General features: G+C 67.5%; 24 protein-coding genes. 9 read left to right on the top strand and 15 right to left on the bottom strand.

What is annotated here, in order from left to right:
- Positions 1 to 13: 13 nt before the first annotated feature.
- A complete protein-coding gene (locus AC3WL8_RS06510) occupies positions 14 to 652 on the bottom strand; it encodes a hypothetical protein (RefSeq protein ID WP_013953213.1) in 639 nt (212 codons plus the stop codon).
- A 442-nt stretch (positions 653 to 1,094) separates the two neighbouring features.
- Between AC3WL8_RS06510 and AC3WL8_RS06505 the strand changes: the two genes are divergently transcribed.
- From AC3WL8_RS06505 to AC3WL8_RS06495, 3 genes are read left to right on the top strand one after another with little or no spacing between them, the layout of a single operon-like run.
- A complete protein-coding gene (locus tag AC3WL8_RS06505; RefSeq protein WP_153953475.1) occupies positions 1,095 to 1,460 on the top strand; it encodes a BON domain-containing protein in 366 nt (121 codons plus the stop codon).
- Between the two features lie 34 nt (positions 1,461 to 1,494).
- Positions 1,495 to 1,725, top strand: a complete 231-nt coding sequence (locus AC3WL8_RS06500; RefSeq protein WP_013953215.1) for a hypothetical protein — start codon at positions 1,495 to 1,497, stop codon at positions 1,723 to 1,725.
- Between the two features lie 30 nt (positions 1,726 to 1,755).
- Positions 1,756 to 2,139, top strand: a complete 384-nt coding sequence (locus AC3WL8_RS06495; RefSeq protein ID WP_153953474.1) for a hypothetical protein — start codon at positions 1,756 to 1,758, stop codon at positions 2,137 to 2,139.
- A 101-nt stretch (positions 2,140 to 2,240) separates the two neighbouring features.
- Here the strand turns inward: AC3WL8_RS06495 and AC3WL8_RS06490 are convergent, their stop codons facing one another.
- From AC3WL8_RS06490 to uvrA, 3 genes are all read right to left on the bottom strand, one after another.
- The gene (locus AC3WL8_RS06490; RefSeq protein ID WP_013953217.1) at positions 2,241 to 3,080 is read right to left on the bottom strand and encodes an endonuclease/exonuclease/phosphatase family protein; all 840 of its coding nucleotides are present in this window, start codon (positions 3,078 to 3,080) and stop codon (positions 2,241 to 2,243) included.
- Between the two features lie 24 nt (positions 3,081 to 3,104).
- Entirely contained in the window at positions 3,105 to 3,455 is a 351-nt protein-coding gene (locus AC3WL8_RS06485; protein WP_153953473.1) for an endonuclease, read from the bottom strand.
- Positions 3,456 to 3,552: 97 nt separating this feature from the next.
- Positions 3,553 to 9,414: an excinuclease ABC subunit UvrA gene (gene uvrA, locus AC3WL8_RS06480; RefSeq protein WP_211981634.1), complete on the bottom strand. Its 5,862-nt coding sequence runs from the start codon at positions 9,412 to 9,414 to the stop codon at positions 3,553 to 3,555.
- A gap of 225 nt (positions 9,415 to 9,639) precedes the next feature.
- Here uvrA and AC3WL8_RS06475 point away from each other — a divergent pair, with 225 nt between their 5' ends.
- On the top strand, positions 9,640 to 9,918 hold the full coding sequence (locus tag AC3WL8_RS06475; protein ID WP_153953472.1) for a type II toxin-antitoxin system RelE/ParE family toxin: 279 nt from the start codon (positions 9,640 to 9,642) through the stop codon (positions 9,916 to 9,918).
- A gap of 11 nt (positions 9,919 to 9,929) precedes the next feature.
- Positions 9,930 to 10,265 carry a HigA family addiction module antitoxin gene (locus AC3WL8_RS06470; protein ID WP_492378020.1) on the top strand — a complete coding sequence of 112 codons (336 nt, stop codon included), beginning with the start codon at positions 9,930 to 9,932 and terminating at the stop codon, positions 10,263 to 10,265.
- A gap of 49 nt (positions 10,266 to 10,314) precedes the next feature.
- Here AC3WL8_RS06470 and AC3WL8_RS06465 read toward each other — a convergent pair whose 3' ends face one another.
- From AC3WL8_RS06465 to ribA, 3 genes are all read right to left on the bottom strand, one after another.
- Positions 10,315 to 11,685, bottom strand: a complete 1,371-nt coding sequence (locus tag AC3WL8_RS06465) for a serine hydrolase domain-containing protein (RefSeq protein ID WP_013953222.1) — start codon at positions 11,683 to 11,685, stop codon at positions 10,315 to 10,317.
- A 46-nt stretch (positions 11,686 to 11,731) separates the two neighbouring features.
- Positions 11,732 to 12,211, bottom strand: coding sequence for a MarR family winged helix-turn-helix transcriptional regulator (locus AC3WL8_RS06460; RefSeq protein WP_013953223.1), 480 nt, complete (start codon positions 12,209 to 12,211; stop codon positions 11,732 to 11,734).
- 178 nt (positions 12,212 to 12,389) lie between these two features.
- Positions 12,390 to 12,986 (bottom strand): GTP cyclohydrolase II, encoded by a 597-nt coding sequence (gene ribA, locus AC3WL8_RS06455; protein WP_013953224.1) that lies wholly within the window; start codon positions 12,984 to 12,986, stop codon positions 12,390 to 12,392.
- 266 nt (positions 12,987 to 13,252) lie between these two features.
- Here ribA and AC3WL8_RS06450 point away from each other — a divergent pair, with 266 nt between their 5' ends.
- Positions 13,253 to 13,783 carry a riboflavin biosynthesis protein RibA gene (locus AC3WL8_RS06450; RefSeq protein WP_153953471.1) on the top strand — a complete coding sequence of 177 codons (531 nt, stop codon included), beginning with the start codon at positions 13,253 to 13,255 and terminating at the stop codon, positions 13,781 to 13,783.
- Here AC3WL8_RS06450 and AC3WL8_RS06445 read toward each other — a convergent pair whose 3' ends face one another.
- Positions 13,784 to 14,254 (bottom strand): Lrp/AsnC family transcriptional regulator, encoded by a 471-nt coding sequence (locus AC3WL8_RS06445; RefSeq protein ID WP_010814564.1) that lies wholly within the window; start codon positions 14,252 to 14,254, stop codon positions 13,784 to 13,786.
- Between the two features lie 152 nt (positions 14,255 to 14,406).
- On the opposite strand from AC3WL8_RS06445, the gene AC3WL8_RS06440 reads away from it, so the two are divergent.
- Positions 14,407 to 14,748, top strand: coding sequence for a hypothetical protein (locus tag AC3WL8_RS06440; RefSeq protein WP_041228660.1), 342 nt, complete (start codon positions 14,407 to 14,409; stop codon positions 14,746 to 14,748).
- 7 nt (positions 14,749 to 14,755) lie between these two features.
- Here AC3WL8_RS06440 and AC3WL8_RS06435 read toward each other — a convergent pair whose 3' ends face one another.
- Complete coding sequence (locus tag AC3WL8_RS06435) at positions 14,756 to 15,679, bottom strand: LysR family transcriptional regulator (protein WP_013953227.1); 924 nt, start codon at positions 15,677 to 15,679, stop codon at positions 14,756 to 14,758.
- A 130-nt stretch (positions 15,680 to 15,809) separates the two neighbouring features.
- Here AC3WL8_RS06435 and metE point away from each other — a divergent pair, with 130 nt between their 5' ends.
- Positions 15,810 to 18,188: a 5-methyltetrahydropteroyltriglutamate--homocysteine S-methyltransferase gene (gene metE, locus AC3WL8_RS06430; protein ID WP_211981636.1), complete on the top strand. Its 2,379-nt coding sequence runs from the start codon at positions 15,810 to 15,812 to the stop codon at positions 18,186 to 18,188.
- Between the two features lie 157 nt (positions 18,189 to 18,345).
- Here metE and AC3WL8_RS06425 read toward each other — a convergent pair whose 3' ends face one another.
- The 6 genes from AC3WL8_RS06425 to AC3WL8_RS06400 all read right to left on the bottom strand — a co-directional run bounded on the left by AC3WL8_RS06425 (position 18,346) and on the right by AC3WL8_RS06400 (position 23,448).
- Positions 18,346 to 19,761, bottom strand: coding sequence for a DUF1254 domain-containing protein (locus AC3WL8_RS06425; RefSeq protein WP_041228661.1), 1,416 nt, complete (start codon positions 19,759 to 19,761; stop codon positions 18,346 to 18,348).
- 258 nt (positions 19,762 to 20,019) lie between these two features.
- Positions 20,020 to 20,799, bottom strand: coding sequence for a 3-oxoadipate enol-lactonase (gene pcaD / locus AC3WL8_RS06420; protein ID WP_211981638.1), 780 nt, complete (start codon positions 20,797 to 20,799; stop codon positions 20,020 to 20,022).
- 39 nt (positions 20,800 to 20,838) lie between these two features.
- A complete protein-coding gene (catC, locus tag AC3WL8_RS06415; protein WP_013953231.1) occupies positions 20,839 to 21,123 on the bottom strand; it encodes a muconolactone Delta-isomerase in 285 nt (94 codons plus the stop codon).
- A 53-nt stretch (positions 21,124 to 21,176) separates the two neighbouring features.
- Positions 21,177 to 21,473 (bottom strand): YciI family protein, encoded by a 297-nt coding sequence (locus tag AC3WL8_RS06410; protein WP_013953232.1) that lies wholly within the window; start codon positions 21,471 to 21,473, stop codon positions 21,177 to 21,179.
- Between the two features lie 41 nt (positions 21,474 to 21,514).
- Positions 21,515 to 22,855: a short-chain fatty acid transporter gene (locus tag AC3WL8_RS06405; protein WP_013953233.1), complete on the bottom strand. Its 1,341-nt coding sequence runs from the start codon at positions 22,853 to 22,855 to the stop codon at positions 21,515 to 21,517.
- A gap of 215 nt (positions 22,856 to 23,070) precedes the next feature.
- On the bottom strand, positions 23,071 to 23,448 hold the full coding sequence (locus AC3WL8_RS06400; RefSeq protein ID WP_013953234.1) for a hypothetical protein: 378 nt from the start codon (positions 23,446 to 23,448) through the stop codon (positions 23,071 to 23,073).
- A 225-nt stretch (positions 23,449 to 23,673) separates the two neighbouring features.
- Here AC3WL8_RS06400 and AC3WL8_RS06395 point away from each other — a divergent pair, with 225 nt between their 5' ends.
- Positions 23,674 to 25,371: an MBL fold metallo-hydrolase gene (locus AC3WL8_RS06395; RefSeq protein ID WP_041228662.1), complete on the top strand. Its 1,698-nt coding sequence runs from the start codon at positions 23,674 to 23,676 to the stop codon at positions 25,369 to 25,371.
- Positions 25,372 to 25,436 lie beyond the last annotated feature (65 nt).

Here is a 25,436-nt window from a genome sequence, read left to right as displayed (position 1 = left end):
AACGGTCGCGGTCTCAGGACTTCTGCGCCGCCGTGTGCAACACGATCGGCGTCAGCGGGCCGTGCGGATGGTGCGGCGTGCCATGCGGCGAGGCCTGGCCGTGCTGCGGCGGCTGCGCGCCGTCGTCCTTCGGCTCGCGCCTTGCCTGGCCGGGCGAAGCACCGCGTTCCTGCGGCAGGTAGGGCCGGATCACGACGGCCACGTAATCGTCCTCCTTGGGCGTGACGACGATATACGCCAGGCCCGACATCACCAGGCCCACCTCACCCAGCTCGGTCGCGATGCGCGCCACGATAAAGCGCTGCAGCAGCAGCGGGTTGACGCTGTCGTCAATCGCAAGTGCGGCCGTGCAGATGGTCAGGAAGCAGCGCTCGACCTCGCGGCACACCACCACCACCTCATCGAGGACGTAGCCCGAGCGGCTGGCGCGCACCAGCACCGATACCCCCGAGCTGGGCGCGGCACGGTGCCAGCCCGGCTTGACCTTGAAACTGGGCAAGGCCAAGCCGGAGCCGGTGTCCTGGGCCACGGTATTGAAGCGCTGGGCGAAGTCCGTGGGCGTCATCGCAAGCAGCTGGCGCTCCACCGGCGCCGAAGACACCGAGACGGACGAGGCCAGGACGACAGTGGACAGGATGCTGGCTAGGTTCATGACTACCTCGCAACGGATGAGCCGCTCCCCCCGGCTGCGCTGTCGGGCCCGGCGACACGCGGCGCACAGGGTGCCGCCGCGGCATCGGGCCGGCGTTGCGGGCTGTGCTCGCCGGCACTTGCCGCTCGCCAGTTTTTGCCAGCATTTCCTCCACTATAGACACGACGGCACGCAATCACACGACAGCGCGCAAGCATCGCGCCGATCATGCAGCGACGGCCTGCCGGCACGCGCACGGATGCCAGGAGACGGCACATGCAGTTTCTGCCGCGGCTGTAAAAACTACGCCGCGTGTGCCGCGCCGGCAGCGCCGCGCCTGCGCCGCAAGCCGCACAGGACCCAGCCAGGCACCGCCGGCGCCGGGGCCGGGAACGGAGCTTGCAGGTCTAAGGCAGATGCGGAGCAGGAATCGCCCTGCCCCGCCAAGTACAGGGGGATCGTCATGACACCACGCTCCCGCATCGCCCGCCTGGCGCTGCCTCTGGCGGTGCTGGCGATGGCCGCCTCCCAGGCCGTCACGGCCGCCCCGGCCGATGCGCCGGCGGCGCCGTCGTCCACGGGACGCACCGCCGCGCCGCGCGACACCGAAGCCGCCAGCGACCGCGCCATCACTGCCGAAGTCCAGGCCCGCCTGGCAAACACGCGCGTGCTGGACCGCGCCCGGATCCGTGTATCCACCACTGACGGCGTGGTCAAGCTGGAAGGTACCGTGCGCGACGATAAACAGCGTACGATGGCAATGGAACTGGCTCGTTCGGTGCGCGGCGTGAGCGCCGTGTCAGACGAGCTGCGCGCCGGTACCGACTGACCGGCAGCGCCATGCCAACCTCCATGGAGACGCCATGAGCACCCATCGCCAGCCCGACCATGACATCACGCGGCGCCGCAGCGAGCGCCCCGATCCGCACAAGGGCGGCCCCGACACCGAGCATGAACGCGGCAAGCCCGGGCGCGACCGCCGCCATGATGTCGAACGCGAGCACGACATTCCGGACGAGAACGGCGAGCCGCCTTCAGTCAGGCGCCGCGGCGGCCAGTCAGAAGAAAGCGAATCGCCGGTGGAGAACTACTGAATCCGCCGGGCCAACCGAACAGGAGGCACGATGAGCAAGACCGTACGTACCCACCGTACCGGCCCACGCCACGGTGACCGCGTGGGCGGCACAGCGCCCGTGCCGCGCGAAGGCGCGCAGGCCTCCGCCGGCCGCCGTTCGCGCGAGAACACCGCGTCCGGCGCCGCGCGCGCCGACGCGGGCCATATCCCGAGCACGCTCGACCCCGATCTCGAACAGGAAACCGACGATATCGAGGAAGAAATCGAGCAACGCGAGAATGAGGCCCACACGGCGCAGGATGAGGAAAGCCCCGAGGAAGAGATCGCCGATGAAGTGGTGCATGCCGCCGAAGACCTGCCGGCCGAAGTGCCGGTCGACAAGGCCGACCACACCGATGAGCGCGAGGAGCGCCCACCCCGCGCACCGCGTTAGATAGCGCCCGGCAAGGGCGTATCAGGGCGGCAAGACGAACGGCCGGCCCCGGTGCGCCCGGGACCGCCGTCTTTGTTTCAGGACGCTCATCGAAGCCGCCGTTATGTCGGCGCTGTGGGCACCTCAAAACGAGCCAGCAACGGCAGATGGTCGGAGGCCACGCGCGCCAGCGGCGAACGGTGGCTGGCCACCGACACCAGGTGCGCGCGCGGCGACACCCAGATGCGATCGAGCGCAAACACCGGCCAGCGCGACGGGAAGGTGGCGGTGTGCGGAGTGTGCTCGAAATACGCATGCAGCCAGCGCAACGGCCGGCCCCACAGGAACCACTCATTGACGTCACCGAGCAGGATGGTCGGCAACGGCGGCGCCGCGGCCACATAGTTGAGTAACTGCTGCACCTGGCGCCGGCGCTCGCCGGGGCGCAGGCCCAGGTGGGTGGCAATCACGCGCAGCGCGCTCTCCCGGCCTGACGCCGTGCACGCCAGCGTGACATCGATGGCACCGCGCGGCTCGCAGCCCTTCACCGTCAGGTCGATCTGGTTCACCGCCTGCGGCGCAAAGCGCGCCAGCAGCGCATTGCCATAATCGGCATTGCCGCGCACGCGCGTAAAACCCGAGACCACGTGCATGCCGGTATGGCCGGCCAGGTATTCCAGGGTATGGTCGTTGCTGCTGCCGGATTCCACCTCCTGCAGCGCGACGATATCGGCGTCCAGTTCTTCCAGCACCGCTGCGACGCGGTCCGGCCGATAGCGGCGGTCGGTGCCCACGGCGCGGTGGATGTTGTAGCTGGCCACCATCATGCTGGCAATGCCGGCCGCGTCCGCCGGCCGCGCGCAGTGCAGCGCTGCCCGCGCGCCGGCGACCGCAAGCGTGTCGCCGGGGTCACGCGCCTGGGCAGGATTTACAAGAGACGGTAAGTCCGGTTGCATTCGCATGGCCGGCAGCGCTGGCCGCCAAGCTCAGCTGCCATCCAGGAACGGGTTCGGCTTGCCAACGCGGCGGCCGAGGTCGGGGCTTTCCCAACGTGGGCCGCCCATGTACGGATCCGGGGCGCGCTGCATGGTCGTGTCAGGCACGCCAGGCTGCGCCGGCATGGTCGAAGGCTGGGCCTCTGGCGCGGGCGCCAGGTCGGTCCGGGTGGGCGCGTTGGCGCCCTGGGAATACGGGTCGAACTTGTCAGTGCTGCGCGCGCCTTGAGAATATGGGTCATAGGTGCCGCGCGGCGTGCCCGGCGCCTGCGCCATGGCGGGAATTGCGGCAGCGGCCAGGGCCACGGCTGCAAGGAGTCGGCAGGGGCGGATATGCTTCATGGTTACCTCCGTTGCACGCGATGTGCGCGCCAGTAGCCATGATCAAGCGAAAGGCGTGCCCGTACGCCCTTCGCTGTGCCAACCCTGCGCAAACCCCTTACGCGATGCCCACCTTGCCTGCTTCGGCATTGCCCCGCGCCAGCACCGGCACCAGCGCCGCGCCGGTATGGCTGGCCGCGTTGCGCGACAAGGCCTCCGGATCGGCCGCGCCGACAATGGTGCCGCCGCCCGCACCGCCTTCGGGCCCAAGATCGATGATCCAGTCGGCCTCGGCAATCACGTCGAGGTCATGCTCGATCACCACCACGCTGTGCCCGCCGTCCGTGAGCCGGTGCAGCACGCGGATCAGGCGCGCCACGTCGGCCATATGCAGGCCCACGGTGGGCTCGTCCAGCACGTACAGCGTATGCGGCGCCTTCTGGCCGCGGCGCGTGATGTCGTCGCGCACCTTGCTCAGTTCAGTCACCAGCTTGATGCGCTGCGCCTCGCCGCCGGACAGCGTAGGCGACGGCTGGCCCAGCGTCAGGTAGCCCAGGCCCACGTCCTTCATCAGTTGCAGCGGATGCGCGATGTTCGACATGGCCGAGAAGAACTCCACCGCCTCGTCGATCTCCATCGTCAGCACGTCGCCGATATTCTTGCCGCGCCAGGTGACCGCCAGGGTCTCGGGGTTGAAGCGCTGGCCGTGGCAGACATCGCACGCCACCTTCACGTCCGGCAGGAAGCTCATGCCGATGGTGCGCACGCCCTGCCCTTCGCACGCCGGGCAGCGCCCGTCGCCGGTGTTGAACGAGAAGCGCGACGCCGTGTAGCCGCGTGCGCGCGCTTCCAGCGTATCGGCAAAGAGCCGGCGAATGGTGTCCCACACCCCGATATAGGTGGCCGGGCATGAGCGCGGCGTCTTGCCGATCGGGGTCTGGTCCACTTCCAGCACGCGGTCGATCGATTCCCAGCCGGTGACGGCGTCGCAGCCATGCCAGTTGTGCTCGACGTTGAGCGGCTTCCTGGCGCTTGACTTCGCTGCCTTGGACTCGTCTTTCGCAACGTTGCGCGCGCGCCGGGTCGCCGGCGACGACAGCACCGAACGGCCCACCGCATCGAGCAGGTTGGTCATCAGCACATCGCGCGCCAGCGTGGACTTGCCCGATCCGGACACGCCGGTGATGGCCACCAGCCGCGACAGCGGAATGCGCGCCGTCACCTTGCGCAGGTTATGCAGCGATGCACCATGCACGGTCAGCCATTCCGGCGGATCGGCGGGCTTGCCGGCGGCGCCGGGCTTCACCCTGCGCCTTGCCTGCAGCGGATGGATGATGGGGTGCGCCAGGAACTGTCCGGTGGTTGAGTCCGGCGACGCCGACAGGTCGGCCACGCCGCCCTGTGCCACCAGCGTGCCGCCGCGCTTGCCCGCACCGGGGCCGATATCGATGATGTGGTCGGCACGGCGGATGGTGTCTTCATCATGCTCGACCACCACCAGCGTATTGCCCTTGTCGCCCAGCTTGCGCAGCGCGTCCAGCAGGATCTGGTTGTCGCGCGGATGCAGGCCGATGGTGGGCTCGTCCAGCACGTAGCAGACGCCCTGCAGGTTGCTGCCCAGCTGCGCGGCCAGGCGGATGCGCTGGGCCTCGCCGCCAGACAGGCTTGGCGCGGCGCGGTCCAGGCTGAGATAGCCCAGCCCCACTTCCTCCAGGAACTGCAGGCGGCTGCCGATCTCGCTGATGACATCGCGGGCGATCTCGGCATCGCGCCCCGTGAGATGCAGGCCATTGACCCAGCGGCGGGTATCGGACACGGTCCACTGCGCCACGTCGACGATGGCGTTCTCGTCAAAGGTCACCGCGCGCGCGACCAGGTTCAGGCGCGTGCCGTGGCAGTCCGGGCACGGCGTGTCGACCACGCCTTCGGGTTCCTGCTCTTCCGACGGCAGGCTCTGCTCGCGGCCGCGGTTGTCGTCCGCCAGCACGGTATCGTCGAACGCTGCGCGCTGCTCGCGCGTCAGTGCCAGCCCGGTGCCCACGCAGGTGGTGCACCAGCCGTGCTTGCTGTTGTACGAGAACATGCGCGGGTCCAGCTCAGGGTAGCTGGTGCCGCACACCGGGCAGGCGCGCTTGGTCGAGAACACCTTGACCTCGCCCACGTGCGCGGTGCCGCCGTTGTGCATGGCGTCGTGCAGGCCGTCCAGCGGCGCCAGCAGGTGCATCACGCCCTTGCCGGCCTCAAGCGTTTGCGCCAGCAGCGCGCGCAGCTCGGCCTCGTTCTCGGCCGACACCACCAAGTCGCCTACCGGCAACTCGATAGTGTGCTCGCGAAAGCGGTCCAGCCGCGGCCACGGGTCGACCGGCAGGAATTCGCCATCGACACGCAGGTGCGTATTGCCGCGCGCCTTGGCCCACTTGGCCAGGTCGGTATAGACGCCCTTGCGGTTGACCACCAGCGGCGCCAGCAGCCCCACGTGCTGGCCGCGATGGTCGCGCAGCAGCTGAGCGGCGATGGACTCCGGGCTCTGCGATGTCACCGGCGCGCCGTCATGCACGCAATGCTGGATGCCCAGCTTGACGTACAGCAGGCGCAGGAAGTGCCAGACTTCGGAAGTGGTCGCCACCGTGCTCTTGCGGCCGCCGCGCGACAGGCGCTGCTCGATCGCCACCGTGGGCGGGATGCCATAGACCGCATCCACCTCGGGCCGGCCCGCCGGCTGCACGATGGAGCGGGCGTAGGCATTGAGCGATTCCAGATAGCGGCGCTGGCCCTCGTGGAACAGGATGTCGAAGGCCAGCGTCGACTTGCCCGATCCGGACACACCGGTGACCACGTTGAACTTGCCGTGCGGGATATCGACGTTGAGCGCCTTCAGGTTGTGCTCGTGCGCATTGACGATGCGCACCACGTCCTCGCCCTCCACCGCGCGGCGCGCGCGCCGTGCCTGCAGCGCGGCCTGCAGCGGCACGCCTTCTATCTCGGCGCGCTCGGCTGCCAGCGTGCCGGCTTCGCCGAGCGCCGCGTCATAGTGGATCAGCGCCTGGCCGGTATGCGATTCGGCGCAGCGCTTCACGTCTTCCGGGGTGCCGGTGCAGACCACGCGCCCGCCGGCGTCGCCGCCCTCGGGGCCAAGGTCGATCAGCCAGTCAGCGGCGCGGATCACGTCCAGGTTGTGCTCGATCACGATCAGCGAATGGCCGCTGTCCAGCAGCTTGCCGAAGGCGCGCATCAACTTGGCGATATCGTCGAAGTGCAAACCCGTGGTCGGCTCGTCGAACATGAACAGCCGGCGCGGGATGGCGCTGGGCCGGGTCCGCGACGGCGTTGCCTGCGCCGCTTCGGCAAGGAAGCCGGCCAGTTTCAGGCGCTGCGCCTCGCCCCCCGACAGCGTCGGCACCGGCTGGCCCAGCTTCATGTATTCCAGGCCGACATCAACAATGGGCTGCAGCACGCGCAGCACCGCGGGGTCGGCGGCAAAGCAGGCGGCGGCTTCGCTGACCGTGAGCTCCAGCACGTCGGCAATGCTCAGCAAGCGCGGCGGCTGGCCGGGGGCGGCGCGCTCGATCTTCACTTCCAGCACTTCGGGGCGATAGCGGGTGCCGTCGCAGTCCGGGCAGCGCAGGTAGACATCGCTCAGGAACTGCATCTCGACATGCTCGAAGCCCGAGCCGCCGCAGGTCGGGCAACGCCCGTCGCCCGAGTTGAAGCTGAAGGTGCCCGCGGTGTAGCTGCGCTGCAGCGCCATCGGGGCCTTGGCGAAGATCTTGCGGATCTCGTCGAACGCGCCCACGTAGCTGGCCGGATTGGAACGCGCGGTCTTGCCGATCGGCGACTGGTCGACAAAGACCACATCGTCGACTAGGTCGGCGCCGGTCAACTGGCGGAAGGCGCCCGGCGACTCGGTGGCCTTGCCGAAGTGCCGCGCCATGGCCGGATGCAGCACGTCCTGCAGCAGCGTGGACTTGCCCGAACCCGACACGCCGGTCACGCACACCAGCCGCTGCAGCGGGATCTCGACCGTGACATCCTGCAGGTTGTGCTCGGTGGCGCCTTCCAGCACGATGCGCGGCAGGTTGGCATCCACCGACCGGCGCTGCCAGTGCGAGGCATCGGCCACGCGGCGGCGCCCGCCCAGGTATTCGCCGGTCAGCGTGCCGGCATTGCGGATATCCGCCGGCGTGCCGTCGAAGATGATATTGCCGCCACGCTCGCCGGGGCCCGGGCCCATGTCGATCAGTCGGTCGGCAGCCAGCATCACCGATGGATCATGCTCAACCACCACCAGCGTGTTGCCCGCATCGCGCAGCCGGTGCATGGCCTCGACAATGCGGTTCAGGTCGCGCGGGTGCAGGCCGATGCTGGGCTCGTCCAGCACGAACAAGGTGTTGACTAGCGAGGTGCCCAGCGCCGTGGTCAGGTTGATGCGCTGCACCTCGCCGCCGGACAGCGTGCGGCTCTGGCGGTCCAGCGTCAGGTAGCCCAAACCCACGTCGCACAGGTATTTCAGGCGCGTACGCACCTCGGCCAGCAGCAGCTTGAGGGCATCGTCCAGCATCGCGCTGGGCAGCGTCAGTCCGTCGAAGAAACGGCGGATGCGCTCGATCGGCAGCAGCATCAGGTCATGCACGGTTAGGCCGGGCAGCGCCTCCAGCTGGGTGCGGTCCCAGTCCACCCCGCGCGGCAGGAAGCGGCGCGGCGGCGCCAGCACGGCGTCGGCATTGTCCTTCGAGCCCAGGCGCCACAGCAGCGACTCGGTCTTCAGGCGTGCGCCGCCGCAGGTTTCGCACGGCGTGTAGCTGCGGTACTTCGACAGCAGCACGCGGATGTGCATCTTGTAGGCCTTCGACTCCAGGTAGTTGAAGAACCGCATCACGCCGTACCAGTGCTTGTTCCACTGGCCGGTCCAGTCCGGCGAGCCATGGATGACCCAGTGGCGCTCGGCCTCGGTCATCTCGGTCCAGGGGGTGTCGCGCGGGATGCCGGCCTTGGCCGCGTAGCGCATCAGGTCATCCTGGCACTCCTTCCACGCCGGAGTCTGCATCGGCTTGATCGCACCGCCGCGCAGCGTCTTGCGCGCGTCGGGGATCACCAGGCCAAGATCGACGCCGATCACGCGGCCGAAGCCGCGGCAGGTCTCGCACGCGCCGTAGGCGGAGTTGAACGAGAACAGCGCCGGCTGCGGGTCCGCATAGCGCAGGTCGCTGTCCGGGCTGTGCAGACCGGTGGAGAAGCGCCATACGGGGCCTTCGTCGCCGTCAGCCAGCACATAGATGTTGACGCGGCCGCCGCCGCGCTTGAGCGAAGCTTCGATCGCCTCCACCACGCGCACCTTCTCGGCATTGCCGATGCGGAAGCGGTCCGCCACCACATCGAGCAGCTTGCGTGCGCCGGTGGGCGACTGCACCACGCGCTGCGCCTGCACGCGCGTATAGCCGCTGACGGACAGCCACTGCTGGACCTCTTCGTCGGTGGCGGACTCGGGCAGCTCGACCGGAAAGGTCACCACGAGCCGCGCATCGTGATGCGGCTGGCCCTCGGCCGTGCGCGCCAGCAGCTCGGCGTAGATGGTTTCGGGCGAGTCATGGCGCACCGGCAGCGCGGTCTGCTTGTCGAACAGCTCCGCCGCGCGCGCATAGAGCAGCTTCAGGTGGTCGTTCAGCTCCGTCATCGTGCCCACCGTCGAACGCGAGCTGCGCACCGGGTTGGTCTGGTCGATGGCGATGGCGGGCGGCACCCCGTCCACGCGCTCCACCTGGGGCCGGTCCATCCGGTCCAGGAACTGGCGGGCGTAGGCGCTGAAGGTCTCGACGTAGCGGCGCTGGCCTTCGGCATAGAGCGTGTCGAACACCAGGCTGGACTTGCCCGAGCCGGACGGCCCGGTCACCACGGTCATCTCGCCGGGGCGCAGGTCGAGATCGACATTCTTGAGGTTGTGCTGGCGGGCGCCGCGAATGCGGATTAGCTGCTTGCTCGACACGATTTCTCTTTTCGAATCAGGACATTAAGGAGGGGGCGGGAGGCGGTCCGACCACTGTACATCCATACAGTCTATCAGGTTGGAAAAGAATTGGTATCGATCACGTCGCACGGAATCAGACAAGTGACGGTGCGGCGCGAGAGGCGAGCGGCTTTCATGGACGTTCGCCCCAAGCCAATGCCTGACTTTCGCTGCATTGCTATTTATCGATTACCGATATACGATATGATCCAGTCATTCAGATGTTCCGACACCGCTGAACTGTTCGCGGGCCGCTGCGTACCACGCTTCGGCAATATCCGCGCCGTGGCCGAACGCAAGCTGCGGCTGCTGCAGAGTGCGTCGACGCTGGAGTTCCTGCGCTCCCCGCCGGGCAATCGCCTGCAGTTACTGGCGGGCGACCGCAAAGGCCGCTACAGCATCCGCATCAACGAACAGTGGCGAATCTGCTTCATCTGGACCCACGACGGCCCGGCGGCCGTTGAGATCATCGACTATCACTGAGGAAGACTGACATGGTTCGCTTCAAGGACGGCATGCGTCCCATCCACCCGGGCGAAATCCTGCGCGAGGATTTCCTGGTACCGCTCAACATGAGCGCCAACGCCCTGGCCATCGCGCTGCGCGTGACCGCGGCGCGCATCAACGACATCGTCCGCGAGCAACGTGGCATCACGCCGGACACCGCCCTGCGCCTGGCGCGCTATTTTGGCGGCGATGCGCAGTCGTGGCTGAACTTGCAGCTGGACTATGACCTGAAGGTCGCGCAGCGCGACCACGGCGAGCGGATCATGGCGGAAGTGGCGCCGCGCAATGCGGCGGCGGCCGGTCAGCCGGCTGCGGAAAAGTAGAGAACGGTGTTACCGGGGCGACGCTGGGCACGCCGCCCGGTCCATCACCCTATCGCATCAGCGTTTCCGCCAGCGCCCGGAAGGCGCGGAACGTGATCGGATTGTTGGCCGCGTTGCCGGCCACGGGGTGCGACGCGTAGCGCACGATGGTCAGCTCGGCCTTGGGGTCGATATAGATGCGCTGGCCATGGATGCCGGCGGCCTGGAACATGCCGTGGCTGTCGTGCGAGACCCACCACATGTCGCGATAGCTCCAGCCCGGCAGCACCGGCGCGCTGGCCGACCTGGCAAACTGGTCCCGGTCGCCGCCGCCGCGGATATCCGCCACGACCGAGGCCGGAATGATCTGCTTGCCATTGAAGCGCCCGTTGCCGCGGATGGTCTCGCCAAAGCGCGCGAGGTCGCGCAGCGTGGTGTTCAGCCCGCCGCCGCCCGACTCCGTGCCGATGCTGTCCACGGTGAAGTACGCATCCTGCTCCGCACCCATCGGTTGCCAGATCCGCTCCGAGAGCAGCTTGGCCAGCGATTGGCCCGAGGCCCTGCGCACGATCCACGCGAGCACCTCGGCATTGACCGTCTTGTACGCAAACACAGCATTGTGGTCGCCTTCCTTCTGCAGGGTCTTCAGGAAGTCATAGAAACTCCCCGGGCCGCTGTAGCCCGCCGGGCGGCCCAGCATGCCGCCCGCACGCGCGTAGTCCCACACCTCTGCCTTTGGATTGGCATAGTCCTCGGAGTAGCGCACGCCGATGGTCATGTCCATGACCTGCCGCACCGTGGCGTCACCATAGGCCGTGCCAGCCAGCTCGGGCAGGTAGCGCGTCACCGGTGCTGCTGGGTCGAGCTTGCCGTCCGCTGCAAGCATCGCGGCCAGCGTGCCGACGAATGACTTCGTGACCGACATGGCGATATGGGGCGTGTGCCCGTCAAGCGCGCCGAAATAGCGCTCATAGATGACCTTGCCCTTGTGCATCACCAGGATGCCGTCGGTGTAGGTCAGCGCCAGCATCTCGTCGAAGGTGCGGCGGGTGCCATCGACATCGGTGAATGCCACCGCGCCGATGTCGCGTTCCGCACGCGGCAGCGCGCTGGCCGGGCCGGCGCCGCGCCAGACGGACGCGGTCGGCACCAGTTCACGGATATGCGAGAACAGCCAGCGATTGCGCGGGAACCTGTCGGCGCCCGGCGTATGCGTGATCAGCTTGTCCGGCGGCGGGGGGAAGCCCTGCATCCAGCCCAGGCGGTTCGGGTCGCTGTCCAGCGCGGCGACCAGCGTCGGCGCCGCGGCTGCCGGGGCGGCCGCACTCCCGGCGGTGCTGCCGGCGCTCTGGCTCCAGGCCGGCAGGCTGGCCGCGCACAGCGCCATGCATGCTAGGCGGCGCCAGGGGCGCGAGGATTCCGGAAGGGTCTTCAACGACATGCTGTCTCCTTGCTTTGTTTTGATTGAGGGATTGCCGCCCGCAGGGCTAGCCCGCCTGCGCATCCGCGCCCTGCTGATGCTCGATCAAAGCCGCGGTCAGCTTGTCGATGCAGCGATCCAGCGTCTGCACTTCCGCTTCCGTCAGCACGGAGAGAAACATCTTCTCCAGCACGTCGCCGCGCTGGTACGTCTGCGCGACCAGTGCTTCGCCCGCCGCTGTCAGGTAGAGGTTCAGCTGCCTGGCATCGGCCTCGCCGACTTCACGGCGCAGCAGGCCCCGCTTTGCCAGCGCGGTGACCAGCTTGGAAGTCACCGTTTTCTCCAGCAGCACCAGTTCGATCAGGCGCGTCAGCGTCAGGCCCGGCTCCAGCCCGGCAAAACGCAGCACACGCAACTCCCGCAGGCCGATGCCGAACTCGCGCTCGTAAAAGCCGGAGGCAGAGCTCTTGGTCATTTCACAGAGGCGGTTCAAGCGGAACGACATGAATTCCAGGATGGAATCGGTGGTGCTGGCAGTGTTGGACATGGGAACAGGTGATCAGGCGGCCAATAGATTCTATGGGCAATAGTTTCCATCAGCAACTAACCAAGGGTAAATACGGTTCGACGGGCTATCGCCTGGCAAAAGAAAAGGCCCGCCCCAGGATTCCTGGCAGCGGGCCTGTGCAGGCAGCGCGGCGGCTGCCTTCAGTACTCAACCGCGATCAGTCAAGCAGGTGCCCCATGCGCGTGCGCTTGGTGGCCAGGTACTTCTCGTTCTCGGCGTTGGACGGCACGATGTGGCGTAACTGCTCCGAGACCGTGATGCCGGCTTTCTCGAGCGCGGCGGCCTTGAGCGGATTGTTGCTCATCAGGCGCACGGACTTGACGCCCCACTGGTGCAGCAGATCGGCGGCAAAGGCGTAGTTGCGCGCGTCGATTTCCTGGCCCAGGGCCAAGTTGGCGTCGACCGTGTCGAGCCCGCCGTCCTGCAGGCGGTAGGCGCGGATCTTCTCGGCCAGGCCAATGCCGCGGCCTTCATGCCCGCGCAGGTACAGCAGGATGCCGCGGCCTTCGGCGGCGATCTTTTCCATCGCGAGCTCGAGCTGCGGGCCGCAGTCGCACCGGCAGGAACCGAAGACGTCGCCGGTCAGGCATTCGGAATGCATGCGGATCAGGACGTCATCGCCCGTCACATCGCCCACGCTGAGGGCCAGGTGTTCGATGCCTGAATCGGCGCCCTTGAAGGCGTGCGCCGTAAAGTCGCCGAATCGCGTCGGCAGGCGCGCCGAGTCGATCAGCTCAATTTCTGTGTCATTCATACCGGAATTCGTGGTCAAAAGGCGGGGGCGCGGCCCGGCACCGCCGACATTATGAGCGGAATTGCGCCTTCGCGCTCGGATTCCCCGCCGTGGCGGGACGGGGCGGCCGTCGGCGAAGTCCTACAGCAGTACGCGCGATCCACTTATGCAGCCGCTTCAGCCGGGTCGGTAGACTCGGTTTACAGGACATCGCCAGAGCCGTCCCAGGCATCCGAAGCGCATTGTGCATCACCTGACGGCGGCCCTCGGCCCCAGCAGGAGCAGGCATGACCGGTAATCCCTTGAACGCTGAGCAAGCCAGTACCAAGATCGCAGCACTGTTCGATACTAGGTCGGCAGCCAGCGACGCCGCCGAACGGGTCTCCCATGAGGCCCACCTCAAGCGCGGGCAGGTGCGGCTAGTGCACCCATACGAAGCGCACTTCGGCCGCAAGCTGGAGCCCGAGGACGACGCCATCGCGCGCACCGCGGTGCGCTCGCACCTGATGATGGGTGCGCTGGGCGTGGTGATCGGGCTGGCCATTGTCGGCATCCTGCACCGGCAGGAGGTCGAGGCCGTCATGGACAGCCCGGGCCTCGCCGCCGGGGCGGCCATCTTCCTGGGCCTGGTGTCCGGCATGCTGCTGGCGGGGCTGATGACCGCGCGGCCGGACCATCAACTGGTGATTACGCCGGTGCGTGAGGCCGTGCAGCATGGCCGCTGGGCGCTGCTGGTACACCCGACCACGCCGCAGCAATGCCACGAAGCCTTGCGCTCACTGCGCAATACCACCGCCGAGGTGCTCCGGACAGCCTGATCAGGGCTCGACCGAAGGCTCGCGCTTGAGGGTGCGCAGCACAAAGGTCGAGCGGCTGTGGCGCAGGCCAGGCAGCTTGTAGAGCTTGTGCCGCAGGAATTCCTCATAGCCCAGGGTCCCCGCCACGGCGACCTTGATCAGGTAGTCATATTCGCCCGTCAGCAAGTGGGCCTCCATCACCTCAGGCAATTCCGCCAGGGCCTTGCCGAAGCGGTACAGCATGTCGTCGTCGTGCCGCTCGAGCGTGACCTCGATCAGCACGGTATCGGGCAAGCCCAGCGCCTTCTGGTTCAGCAGCGCGGCGTAGCCTTCGATCACCCCGCTTTCTTCCAGCGCGCGCACGCGGTTCCAGCAAGGCGTGGCCGACAGGCCGACTTGCTCGGCCAGCCGCGCATTGGACAGGCGGCCATCACGCCGCAGTTCACGCAGGATGCGCCGGTCGGTGTCGTCGAGTTTGGGAGGCTGTGCCATCGCAATCGCTCACAAGAAAAGAAACATCCTCAAATTCTGCCATACATGGATACCTATTCTCCAATATGATCCATATCGGAGAAAATAGAGAAGCCAATTTCGGGCAACGGCTGGTAAATTTACCCTATCGAACGACCTGCCGGAAACGACACATGCCAGCCACCACCCTCCCCACCCTGCGCCTCTCGCTGCGACTCGATACCGCCGACCTGTTCGGCGCCATGGAATGGGTGCTGGCCAATGCGCGCCGTACCGGCCTGGCGCCGGCGCAACTCAGCTTCGACGCCGCCACGCAGGCCGTGCTGCATGCCACCCTGACGGCGGAGGATTCCGGCCTGCTGTGGCTGTTCCTGCGCCGCCTCGACAATGGTTTCGACGTGGAACTGCTGATTGCCGACGTGGATGACCCGGACAGCGACGCCATGGCAGAGGCTGCGCCGCGCGCCGCCACGCGCCGCACCGACCGCGAGCCGGCCCTGGCCCTGTCCGCGTGACCCGGGCCTAAGCAGCCTGCGGCAGCAGCTCGATCCCATCGAGCTGCGCCGCGCACGTATCGCGCACGATCGAGACAAAGTCCGCCACATAGGGCCGGCGCGCCATCGCCGCCGGCACCGTGGCGTAGAGCTCGCTCCACAACCCTCTGGCGCCGATGCGCTTGGCCAGCACGTAGTCGTGGTCAACGTAGTTCTTCACGCCCCAGTTGGGCAGCGCCGCCACGCCGCGGCGGCTGGCTACCAGCTGCAGCACCGCCACCGTCAGTTCCGCCGTGCGCCGTTCCAGGTGGATACCGGCAGGCTCCAGCACCTCGCGGATCAGGTCGATGCGCTGCTCCGGCACTGGATAAGTAATCAGCGTTTCGCCGGCCAGGTCCCCGGCTTCGATGCGGCGCTTGTTGCGCAGCCGGTGTTCATTGGCGATGACCGCCAGGATCTCGAAGCGGAACAGCGGCGCCACCTCCAGCCCGCGCCGGGCCGCCGGCAGCGAGCCGATCACCATGTCGGCGCGGCCGTCGCTGAGCAGCGCGATCGGGTCGGCGTGGAAGCCCGCCACCAGGTCCACCTCCACTTCCGGCCAGCGGCGGCGGAACTCATCCATCACCGGCATCAGCCAGTCAAAGCAGGTATGGCATTCCAGCACCACGCGCAGCTCGCCGCGGGTGTCGCCCTTGAGCCGTTCGATATCGCGGTCGGCCGCGCTGACCGCGGCCATCACCTCGCGCGCCAGCGCGAGCAGGCGTTCGCCCGCCGGCGTGAAGCGCAGCCCCTGGCGCGTGCGGTCGAACAGCGGCAGCCCGTAGTGCGATTCGATCGCCTTGATCTGGTGCGATAGCGCTGACTGGCTGACATGCACGCGCTCGGCCGCGGTGGCCAGCTTGCCGGACTCGGCAATCGCCACCAGCGAACGCAAATGGCGGACTTCGATCATGTCGTGCCCCCAACCTGCCGCCCGCCCATCTTGATATGAAACTGATTCATACGTTGTTTAAAACTTGTCGCTTGATTCATTTTACGGGCAAACCGACACTGTGCGCCAGACATCTTCCGGAGCAACATCCATGGCACGCACCCATATCCTCGGCTTTCCCCGCATCGGCGAACGCCGCGAACTGAAATTTGCACAAGAAGCGTTCTGGCGCGGCGACCGCACCGAAGCCGAGCTGCGCGACGTAGCCGCGCAACTGCGCCGCCGCCACTGGCAACTGCAGGCCGACCGCGGCCTGGACACCGTCGCCACCGGCGACTTTGCCTATTACGACCAGATGCTGAGCCTGACCGCGCTGCTGGGCGCGCTGCCGCGCCGCTTCGGTTTCGATCCGGCCCAGCTCACGCTGACGCAGTACTTCGAGCTGGCGCGCGGCAACCGCGAGCAGCCGGCCATGGAAATGACCAAGTGGTTCGACACAAACTACCACTACCTGGTCCCGGAACTGGACGCCGAGACCACGTTCGACGGCGGCCCGGCATGGTTCTTCGAGGAAGCCGATGAGGCGCTTGCGCTTGGCCTGCGCGCCCGCCCGGTGCTGATCGGGCCGGTCACCTACCTGTGGCTGTCCAAGAGCCATGTGGCGGGCTTTGACCGCCTGACGCTGCTGCCGCAACTGCTGCAGGGCTATCGCCGCATCCTTGGCCAGCTCAAGGCGCGCGGCATCGAATGGGTGCAGATCGACGAGCCGGCGCTGTGCCTGGACCTGGAGCCGGCCTGGCTCGACGCGTTCGACACCGCCTACGCTGCCTTGCGCGAAGCCGGCCCCAAGCTGCTGCTGGCCACCTATTTCGACACCGCCGCCGACCATGCGCAGCGCGCCGCTGCGCTGCCGGTCGATGGCTTCCATATCGACCTGGTGCGGGCGCCGGAACAGCTGGCAACGTGGCAGGCCGCGCTGCCCGCGCACGCCGTGCTGTCGCTGGGCGTGATCGACGGCCGCAATATCTGGGGCACCGACTTGCGCCGGGTGCTGGACACCCTGCGCCCGGTGCAGGCCGCGCTGGGCGAGCGCCTGTGGCTGGCACCGTCGTGCTCGCTGCTGCATGTGCCGGTGTCGCTCGCGCATGAAGTGCGCCTCGATGCCGAGCTGAAGTCGTGGCTCGCCTTCGCCACCGAAAAGCTCGACGAACTGTCCGTGCTGGCCCGCGCGTTGAACGAGGGCGACGCCGCCGTCGCCGAAGCGCTGGCAGCATCCGACGCCGCGCAGGCCTCGCGCCGCGCCTCGCGCCGGGTGGTCAACCCGCGTGTGCAGCAGCGGCTGGCAGCCGTGAGCGCCGGCATGGCCAACCGCGCCAGCCCCTTTGCCGAGCGCATCGAGCGCCAGCGCCAGGCGCTGCAGCTGCCGCTGTTGCCGACCACCACGATCGGCTCGTTCCCGCAGACCGCCGCCATCCGCCAGACCCGCGCCGCCTTCAAGCGCGGCGAGATCGGCGCGCTCGAATACCTGGAGCGCATCCGCGCCGAGATCGCCGTGGCCGTACGCAAGCAGGAAGCACTGGGGCTGGACGTGCTGGTGCACGGCGAAGCCGAGCGCAACGACATGGTCGAGTACTTCGGCGAGCAGCTGTGCGGCTACGGCTTTACCGAGAACGGCTGGGTGCAGAGCTATGGCTCGCGCTGCGTCAAGCCGCCGGTGATCTACGGCGATGTGTACAGGCCCGAGCCGATGACGGTCGATACCGCCCGCTATGCGCAATCGCTGACCGAGCGGCCGATGAAGGGCATGCTCACCGGCCCCATCACCATGCTGCAGTGGTCCTTCGTGCGTGACGACCAGCCGCGTGCCACCACCGCGCGCCAGCTGGCCCTGGCCATCCGCGATGAAGTGTGCGACCTGGAGCAGGCCGGCATTCGCGTGATCCAGATCGACGAACCCGCGCTGCGCGAAGGCCTGCCGCTGCGCCGCGCCGACTGGGATGCCTACCTGGACTGGGCCGTCACCGCCTTCCGGCTGTCGGCCAGCGGCGTGCAGGACCAGACCCAGATCCACACCCATATGTGCTATGCCGAGTTCAACGACATCCTGCCCGCCATCGCCGCCATGGACGCGGACGTGATCACCATCGAGACCTCGCGCTCGGCAATGGAACTGCTGGAAGGCTTCGGCGACTTCGACTACCCGAACGAGATCGGGCCGGGCGTCTACGACATCCACTCGCCACGGGTGCCGTCGGTGCAGGCCATGGAGCGGCTGCTGGACCGCGCCTGCGAGGTGGTGCCGCCGCAGCGGCTGTGGGTCAACCCGGACTGCGGCCTGAAGACGCGCGGCTGGGAAGAGACCGAAGCAGCGCTGGCCAATATGGTCAGCGCGGCCCGCGCGCTGCGCGCGCAGCTGTCGGCGCGGGGCGCAACGACATGGAAGCGCGTCAGCAAGCCTGCAGCCGCCACCGCCGCGGCAGTGCCCCACGCCAGCGGCGCGTGCACGGCCTGCGCTACGCACGCGCACTGAGCCGGCGCGGCGCCAATACCGCGGTGTTCTGTCCAGGCAGCGGGCGGGCCATCTACGCCGGGGTGCGCTACAACTTCTGAGCCTTGCGCCGGCAGGAAAAGGACAAAGGCCGCATGCCTGCGAGGGCATGCGGCCTTTGTCCTTGATGGCGGGATCGTCAGTTCACGCGCATCACCGCCGGCGGCATCCAGTTGCCGTCCAGCAGCACCTGCTCCGGCCAGTACGCGCGCAGCATCATGTTCAGGCCATCGGGCGGCGCCGGCAGCCAGTTCGCTGCCTTGGCGCCGGCCGGGCGCTCGTGCTGGATATAGATATCGAGCGAGCCGTCGCGGTTGTAGCGCAGGCGGTCGCGGCTGCCCACGGCGTAGCGCTGGATCGGGTTGGGAATGAAAGCCTGCCGGTCGTTGTACAGCGTCAGCGACCAGAACGCGCGTGCCGGCGGCAACTGGTCCTTGTCGAAATGCAGCACATAGCTTGCCCCGCCCTGCAGCGGCCTGCCGTTGGCATCCGTGCGGGTGGAGGCGTAGATGGCATCCTCGGGCAGATTGGCACCCAGGCCCACCCAGGCGGTCACCGCGCGGCGGCCGTAGCTGGTGCCATAGGTGCCCAGGTCGCGATGCATGACCCAGCCGTTGCCGGCATCGGCATTGCCCTTGCGCGCGCCCTGCACGATGGCCGCCAGCGCCGCGGTGGCGCCCTCCTGCACCGCGCGCGCGGTGGAGGGCTCCATCACCGTGGTCTTGAACGGCACCCCGGGGGTGATGCCCATGCGGCGGAGCTTGTCGACCATGGCGGCATCGGCGGGCGCCGGCGGATTGGCCGGCAGCAAGGCGGCAAAGCGCGTGAAGAAGGCCTGTGCATCCATTGCCGCCACCTGCTCCACGGGCGAGCTTTCGGTGTCGATGGCCGTGGGCCGCGGCGCAGCCTTCTCGGCCACGCGCCTCCCGCCACCCCAGGCCGACAGCGGCGTCAGCCGGTACTGGTCCTGCAGCCGGTGCACCGCCGGGAAGTCCTGCTTGCCATTGGTCTGCGTGCGGCCGATCAGCCAGACCATCGACGTGGGCGAGCGGATCTCCTGCATGCCCTTGGGCAGCGTGCCGCGCCAGTCAGGCCCGGTGATGACGAAATTGCCGCGGCGGGTGCCGGTCGTGCGCTTGCCGGGCGACGCGAACACATTGGTCCACGCATCCATTAGCGGCATCAGGTAGTAGCGCCCTTGCGTATCGGGCACCGACAGGATGACCGGCTCCCTGGACAGGTCGAGCCAGGCCGACGAATACAGCGTGTCGGCGTTGGGGCTGACCACATCGGTGAAGCTTGCGTCCGGGAAGGTGCGCTTGTGGCTGAAGGTATTGACCGGCGTGCGCAGCGTCATCAGCTCGCGCGTCACGTCCATCAGCACCATCGGATAGGCGAAGGTGAAGACCTCGGCAGACAAGGCCTTCATGGCCTGGTCGGACGGCGGTTGCTCGGCGACTACCGGGCTGGCCCCGTGATCCGGCGCTGACACACAACCGGACAGCATGACGGCGAGCGTGACCGCGCTCGCCAGTTGACGAAAGGAAGGCTTCATGACCCCGTTTTCCCAATGTTTTTGCGGCTTTTCGGGCGTTGCGGCTATGGCTGCCGGCATGTCTTCCCGAAGGCGCATCTATTCCGTGCGCATCTTGTCCCGCACGCCGGTGACCTGTCAATTCCCATGAAGTCGGGAAGCGAGGGCAAGCGCACCGAACGCCGGCGGCATCGGTCAGGGGTGAATCATAAGGCACTATAAGGGATGATGAAAGCCGCACGGATGGCCGCAGCCGGGAGCTTTTCCCTCTATCAGGCCTCAGCGCGTCAGGAAATCCAGCACCACCTTGCTGAATGCCTCGGCCTGCTCCAGGTTGGAGATATGTGCGGCCTCCAGCTCGACATAGTGGGCGCCCGGGATCGTCTGCGCCAGGAACACGCCATCGCGCGGCGGCGTGGGCAGGTCGCCCGATCCGGCGATAACCAGCGTCGGCGTGGTGATCTTTTCGATTTCCGCGCGCAGGTCGGCATCGCGCACGGCCAGGCAGTTGGCCGCATAGCCCGCGGCCGGGCTGGCGCCGAGCATGGCGCGCAGCGATGCCACCAGCCCCGGATGCGCGGCCGCATACGGCGGGGTGAGCCATTTGTCGACCACCGCGGCCGCGATCGATGCCACGCCGTCGCGCTCGACCGCCGCGGCGCGGTTGGTCCAGTTCTCCGGCGGGCCGATATAGGCAGCGGTATTGCACAGCACCAGCTTTTGCAGGCGCGGGCCATGGTTCAGGGCCAGCCACATGCCAGTGATGCCACCCATCGACAAGCCGCAGAAACTGGCCTCGCCGATGCCAAGGTGATCGAGCAGCGCGATCACGTCGCCGCCGAGTTGCGCGATGCTGTACGGACCCGCCGGCACCGACGACTCGCCATGGCCGCGCGTGTCATAGCGCAGCACGCGGAAGTGCTGGCTGAAGGCCGCCACCTGCGGCTCCCACATGCTGAAGCTGGTGCCCAGCGAATTGGACAGCACCAGCACCGGCAGGTGCTCGGTGCCATCGAGGCGGTAATGCAGTCGGACGTTGGCGAGGTCGGCGTATGGCATGGCGTTTGGCTCAGGATCAGTGGGCTGGGTGGCAGGCGCTCAGTTCGGTGCGATGGCCGAACCGTGTTGCGCCAGCGGCGTGACCTTGATCTCCATGTACGGGTACAGCGGCAGCGTGGTCAGCAGCGTGTGCAGTTCGTCGTTGTCGCCGACATCGAAGATGCTGACGTTAGCGTACTGGCCGACCACGCGCCACAGGTGGCGCCACTTGCCTTCGCGCTGCAGGCGCTGCGACATGGCCTTCTCGTCGGCCTTGAGCTGCTCGACCAACTGCGGATCGAGCGATGCGGGAATCTTGACGGTCATTTCGGCCATGAACAACATGGGGTCTCCTTGTCTGGCGGTACGGTGGGATGGAGGCAGCGCGGGCCGCCTCGTCAAAGATGGCGCACGCCGTCGAGATAGGCCTTGCGCCAGCGCACGATGCGCACCTCGGCAAACAGGCCCGCCTCGGTGAACGGATCGGCGTCGATGAATTGCTTTGCCGCGTCGCGGGTGTCGACATCGACGATATAGATGCCGCCGCCGGCGTCCGAGCCATCGTCGTTGAGCTTGGCGCCGCAGGCCAGCAGCAGCGCCTTGTTGGCTTCCAGGTAATCCAGGTGGCTGGCGCGGGTGGCCTGGCGCACATGCTGGTGATTGGGCTTGTCGACGGTCTCGATCAGGTACGGCATGGCGGTCCTCCTGTCAGCGGCACGCTGGCCGCGGGTCAAAGTCAGGCAATCTGCGCGCCCCACAGCAGCAGCGCGGCAATGTAGATCAGGCCCACCCAGAACATCATGATCACGGTGTAGCCCATCACGTCCTTCAGGTTCAGCTTGGACAGCGCCAGCGCCGGCAATATCCAGAACGGCTGCACCAGGTCGTTCCAGGCATTGCCAAGCATCACCGACATCGAGGTCTGGCTGACCGAGCTGTTGATGGCCTTGGCCGCATCGACCATGAACGGGCCCTGGATCATCCAGTGGCCACCGCCCGAGGGCGCGAAGAAGTTGATCACGAACGAGCTGAGCAGCCCCCAGAACGGCAGCGTCTGCGGCGTGGCGATCTCCACGAACACGCGCGAGATCGTATCCACCAGCCCCGAGCCGGCCATGATCGCCATGATGCCTGCATAGAACGGATACTGCAGGATGATGCCGGAAATGGTCTTGATGCCTTCGTTCAGCTTGGCCACGTAATTGACCGGCGTGCCCAGCAGCAGCACGCCCGCGAACAGGATCAGGAAGTTGATCAGGTTCAGGTCGAGCGAGCCGCCCTGCGTGAAGTAGATGACCGCGTAGGCCATGCCGCACAGGCCGATGGCCAGGCTCAGGATGCGGCTGTTGTTCAGGCGCGCGGCCAGCGTGTTCTCGCCGCCCATGCTGTGGGCCGAGCCGGTCTCGGCCTTGGCGGGTTCCTGGTCGCGGCGGATCTCCACCACATCGGCCGGGTTGCGCGGATGCAGCCAGGCATTGAGCAGCGGCAGCGTGACGATCACCGCCAGGCTGGTCAACAGCATCGGCGTGGAGAAGATTGTTTCAGACAGCGGGATCACGCCCATCAGCTTTTCCATCGGGTGGCCCGGGGTGGAGATCAGCACCGGGATGCTGGCCGACAGGCCCAGCCCGTACAGGGTGAAGCCGCTGTACGCGGCCGCGATGATCAGCGGGTAATGCACGCCACGGACCTTCATCGCCAGCTTCCTGGCGATGATGCCGCCGATCACCAGCCCGAAGCCCCAGTTCAGGTAGCTGCCGATGCCGCCCACCAGCGTGGCGACGATCACCGCGGTGCGCGGCGAGTGCACCGCGCTGACGATGCGGTCGAGCATGCGGTCAGTGAACGGCGCGGTGGCCAGCACATAGCCCATCGCCAGGATCACCGCCATCTGCGTGGTGAACGCCAGCAGGTTCCAGAACCCCTTGCCCCAGCTGACGATCACGGCCGGGGCTGCCTGCCCTTGCACCGTCACCGCCAGCGCCATCGTCAGCAAGGTCAGGCCGATGGCAAATACAAAGGGATCCGGCAAATACCGGCGCATGAGTTCGGTGAAGAACCCGGCGATCTTGCTCATAGTTTCCTTGTCTCCAGTGCCAGACAAAGTTACGCCATTAGAACTACAGTTCTATATGCGAACTTCGCAAATATGCGGGGCTATGCTAATGGCCGGTCGACTGGTAGGTCAAGGAAATGGGGAAGCGCGATTACATCCGTTTCGCGCAACAATTATGGGATTCGCCGCCCGGCATTTTCAGCGCAGGTGTCCCGCGATGCGGCCGATCGGCAGGATCAATACCGCATCTGCACATCGTCGACCTTGCCCGTGCGCGCGTTGTACAGGCAGGCATAGTGGAAGCTGATCGCCGACGAACTGTCGTCAGGCTCGAACACACCCTCCCCATTGACCGAGGTCTGCGCATTGGGACGCAGGTAGTACTGCTCGCGGTCGGCCATCAGCATCACGCTGCCGGGCTGCGGGTAGCGGCGCTTGAGGGCTTCCGCCACGGCCGGCTCGCAGGCCCTGGACGCGGCCCTGGATGCGGCTTGTGGATCGACGGTGATGCGGGTGGTGGCCGGGTGCACAGGGCGCGGTGCCATCTGCGGTGGCGTTTCGCAGGCGGCCAGCAGGCACACCAGCGGCAGGCACAGGCATGAAGCTCGGATCACGCGGACCTCCTCCGAAGCAGGGCGCCGGCAACGGCATCCCAAAAAGTGAAGCGGAGCTATCAGGTTACTGCCTCCGGCCTGAAAAGCCAAAGCCGGCGCGCCCCGGCAGCCCGGGGCAACCCCCGGCGATAGCGAATCTTTGAACGCGGCTAAACTATGGCTCGCGGCAGCGCCCCCAGGTTCCGGCCAGGTGCGCGCCGCCAGCACAACCATGATGCCGACACAATGACAACCACAGAGACAAGCGGCAACCGCACTGCCAACCCTGCCCCCCTGCTGCGCACCGCCGCCAGCCTGCTCGTCGTGCGCGATGCGCCGGCCGGCATGGAAGTGCTGCTGGTACGCCGCGTCGAACGCGCCAACGACCGCAGCAGCGGCGCCTATGTTTTCCCCGGCGGCACGCTCGACGCGCAGGACAAGGCCCTGCACGCGCATGCCCACGGCCTGGACGACGCCGTTGCCAGCGAACGCCTGGGCCTGCCGGCCAGCGGCCTGGACTTCTACCTGGCCGCCTTGCGCGAATGCTATGAAGAGGCCGGCCTGCTGTTTGCCTGCGACCGCGACGGGCGCCTGCAGTCGCCGCACCAGCTCGACGCCGCCCGGCAGGCGCTGCTGCGCGAGGCGGTGCAGCGCGGCGGCCCCGGCCTGGCCCACGCTTGCGAGCAACTGGGCCTGCGCCTGGCGGCCGACCGGCTCGCCTATCACAGCTACTGGCTGACGCCGCCCGGCCTGCCCAAGCGTTTCGATACGCGCTTCTTTGTCGCCATCGCCCCCGAAGGCCAGGTGGCCGTGCCCGACGGCACCGAGATCGTGGAGCACCGCTGGATCCGCCCCGGCGAGGCCGCCGATCCGGCCAGCGGCCTGGCGCTGATGCACGTCACGCGCCGCACGCTGAGCTCGATCGCACAGTTTGAGAGCGCCGCGACCTGCTTCGCTTATTACTCGCAGTTGCGCGGCATTGCCTGCATCATGCCGAGGCTGGCCACCGGCGCGGCCGGCGTGCGCCCGGTGATGCCCAACGAGCCGTGCTACGCCGAGATCGGCCGCATCGATCCCGACGGCAACACGCACGGCCGTTATGAGCTGGCACCGGGCGTGCCGGTACGGCTGTCCGAGCGCGTCTGGCGCGTGACCGCCAACAACGGCAACGTGATGACGGGCCCGGGCACCAACACCTACCTGGTAGGCGGCGGCGCGCGCAATGAATGGGCCGTGATCGATCCGGGCCCGGACGATGCCGAGCACGTGCGCGCCATCCTTGCTGCCGCACCCGGTCCGATCCGCTGGATCCTCGCCACGCATACCCACCAGGACCACTCCCCCGCGGCCGCCGCGCTGCAGGCCGCCACCGGCGCCGCGGTGCTCGGGCGTGCTGCGCCAGCCGGCCAGTGGCAGGACGCCACCTTCGAACCACAGCGCGAACTCGACCACGGCGAGCGCCTTGCCATCACCGAGGACTGCACCCTGCGCGTGTGCCACACGCCGGGCCACGCCTCGAACCACCTCTGCTACCTGCTGGAAGAAGAAAAGACCCTCTTCACCGGCGACCACGTGATGCAGGGCTCGACCGTCGTCATCGGCCCGCCCGATGGCGACATGCGCGCCTACCTAGACTCGCTCGCCGCGCTGCAGGACGAAGACCTCGACTGGCTGGCGCCGGGGCATGGCTTCCTGATCGCGCGGCCGCAGGACGCCATCCGCGTCCTGGTCCGGCACCGGCTGCAGCGCGAGGCCAAGGTCGCTGCCGCGCTGCGCGAACTGGGTCCGGCACCGATCAGCGAGTTGGTCCTGCGCGTCTACGACGATGTGCCGCCGCGCATGCATCCGGTTGCGCAGCGCTCGCTGCTGGCGCACCTGCTCAAGCTGCGCGATGACGGCAAGGCGCAGGAAGCGGACGGCGTCTGGTCGGAAGCCACGGCGTAGCACTGGCGCGGGCATCGGGGCCAGTTGAAGTTTTTTGGCGGGGGGCTTGCGCAAACCAGAAATTG

The organism is Cupriavidus sp. FW305-F7 (assembly GCF_058782875.1).
Note: the sequence above shows the minus strand (reverse complement) of the source record. Positions and strands in the feature narration are given on the sequence as shown.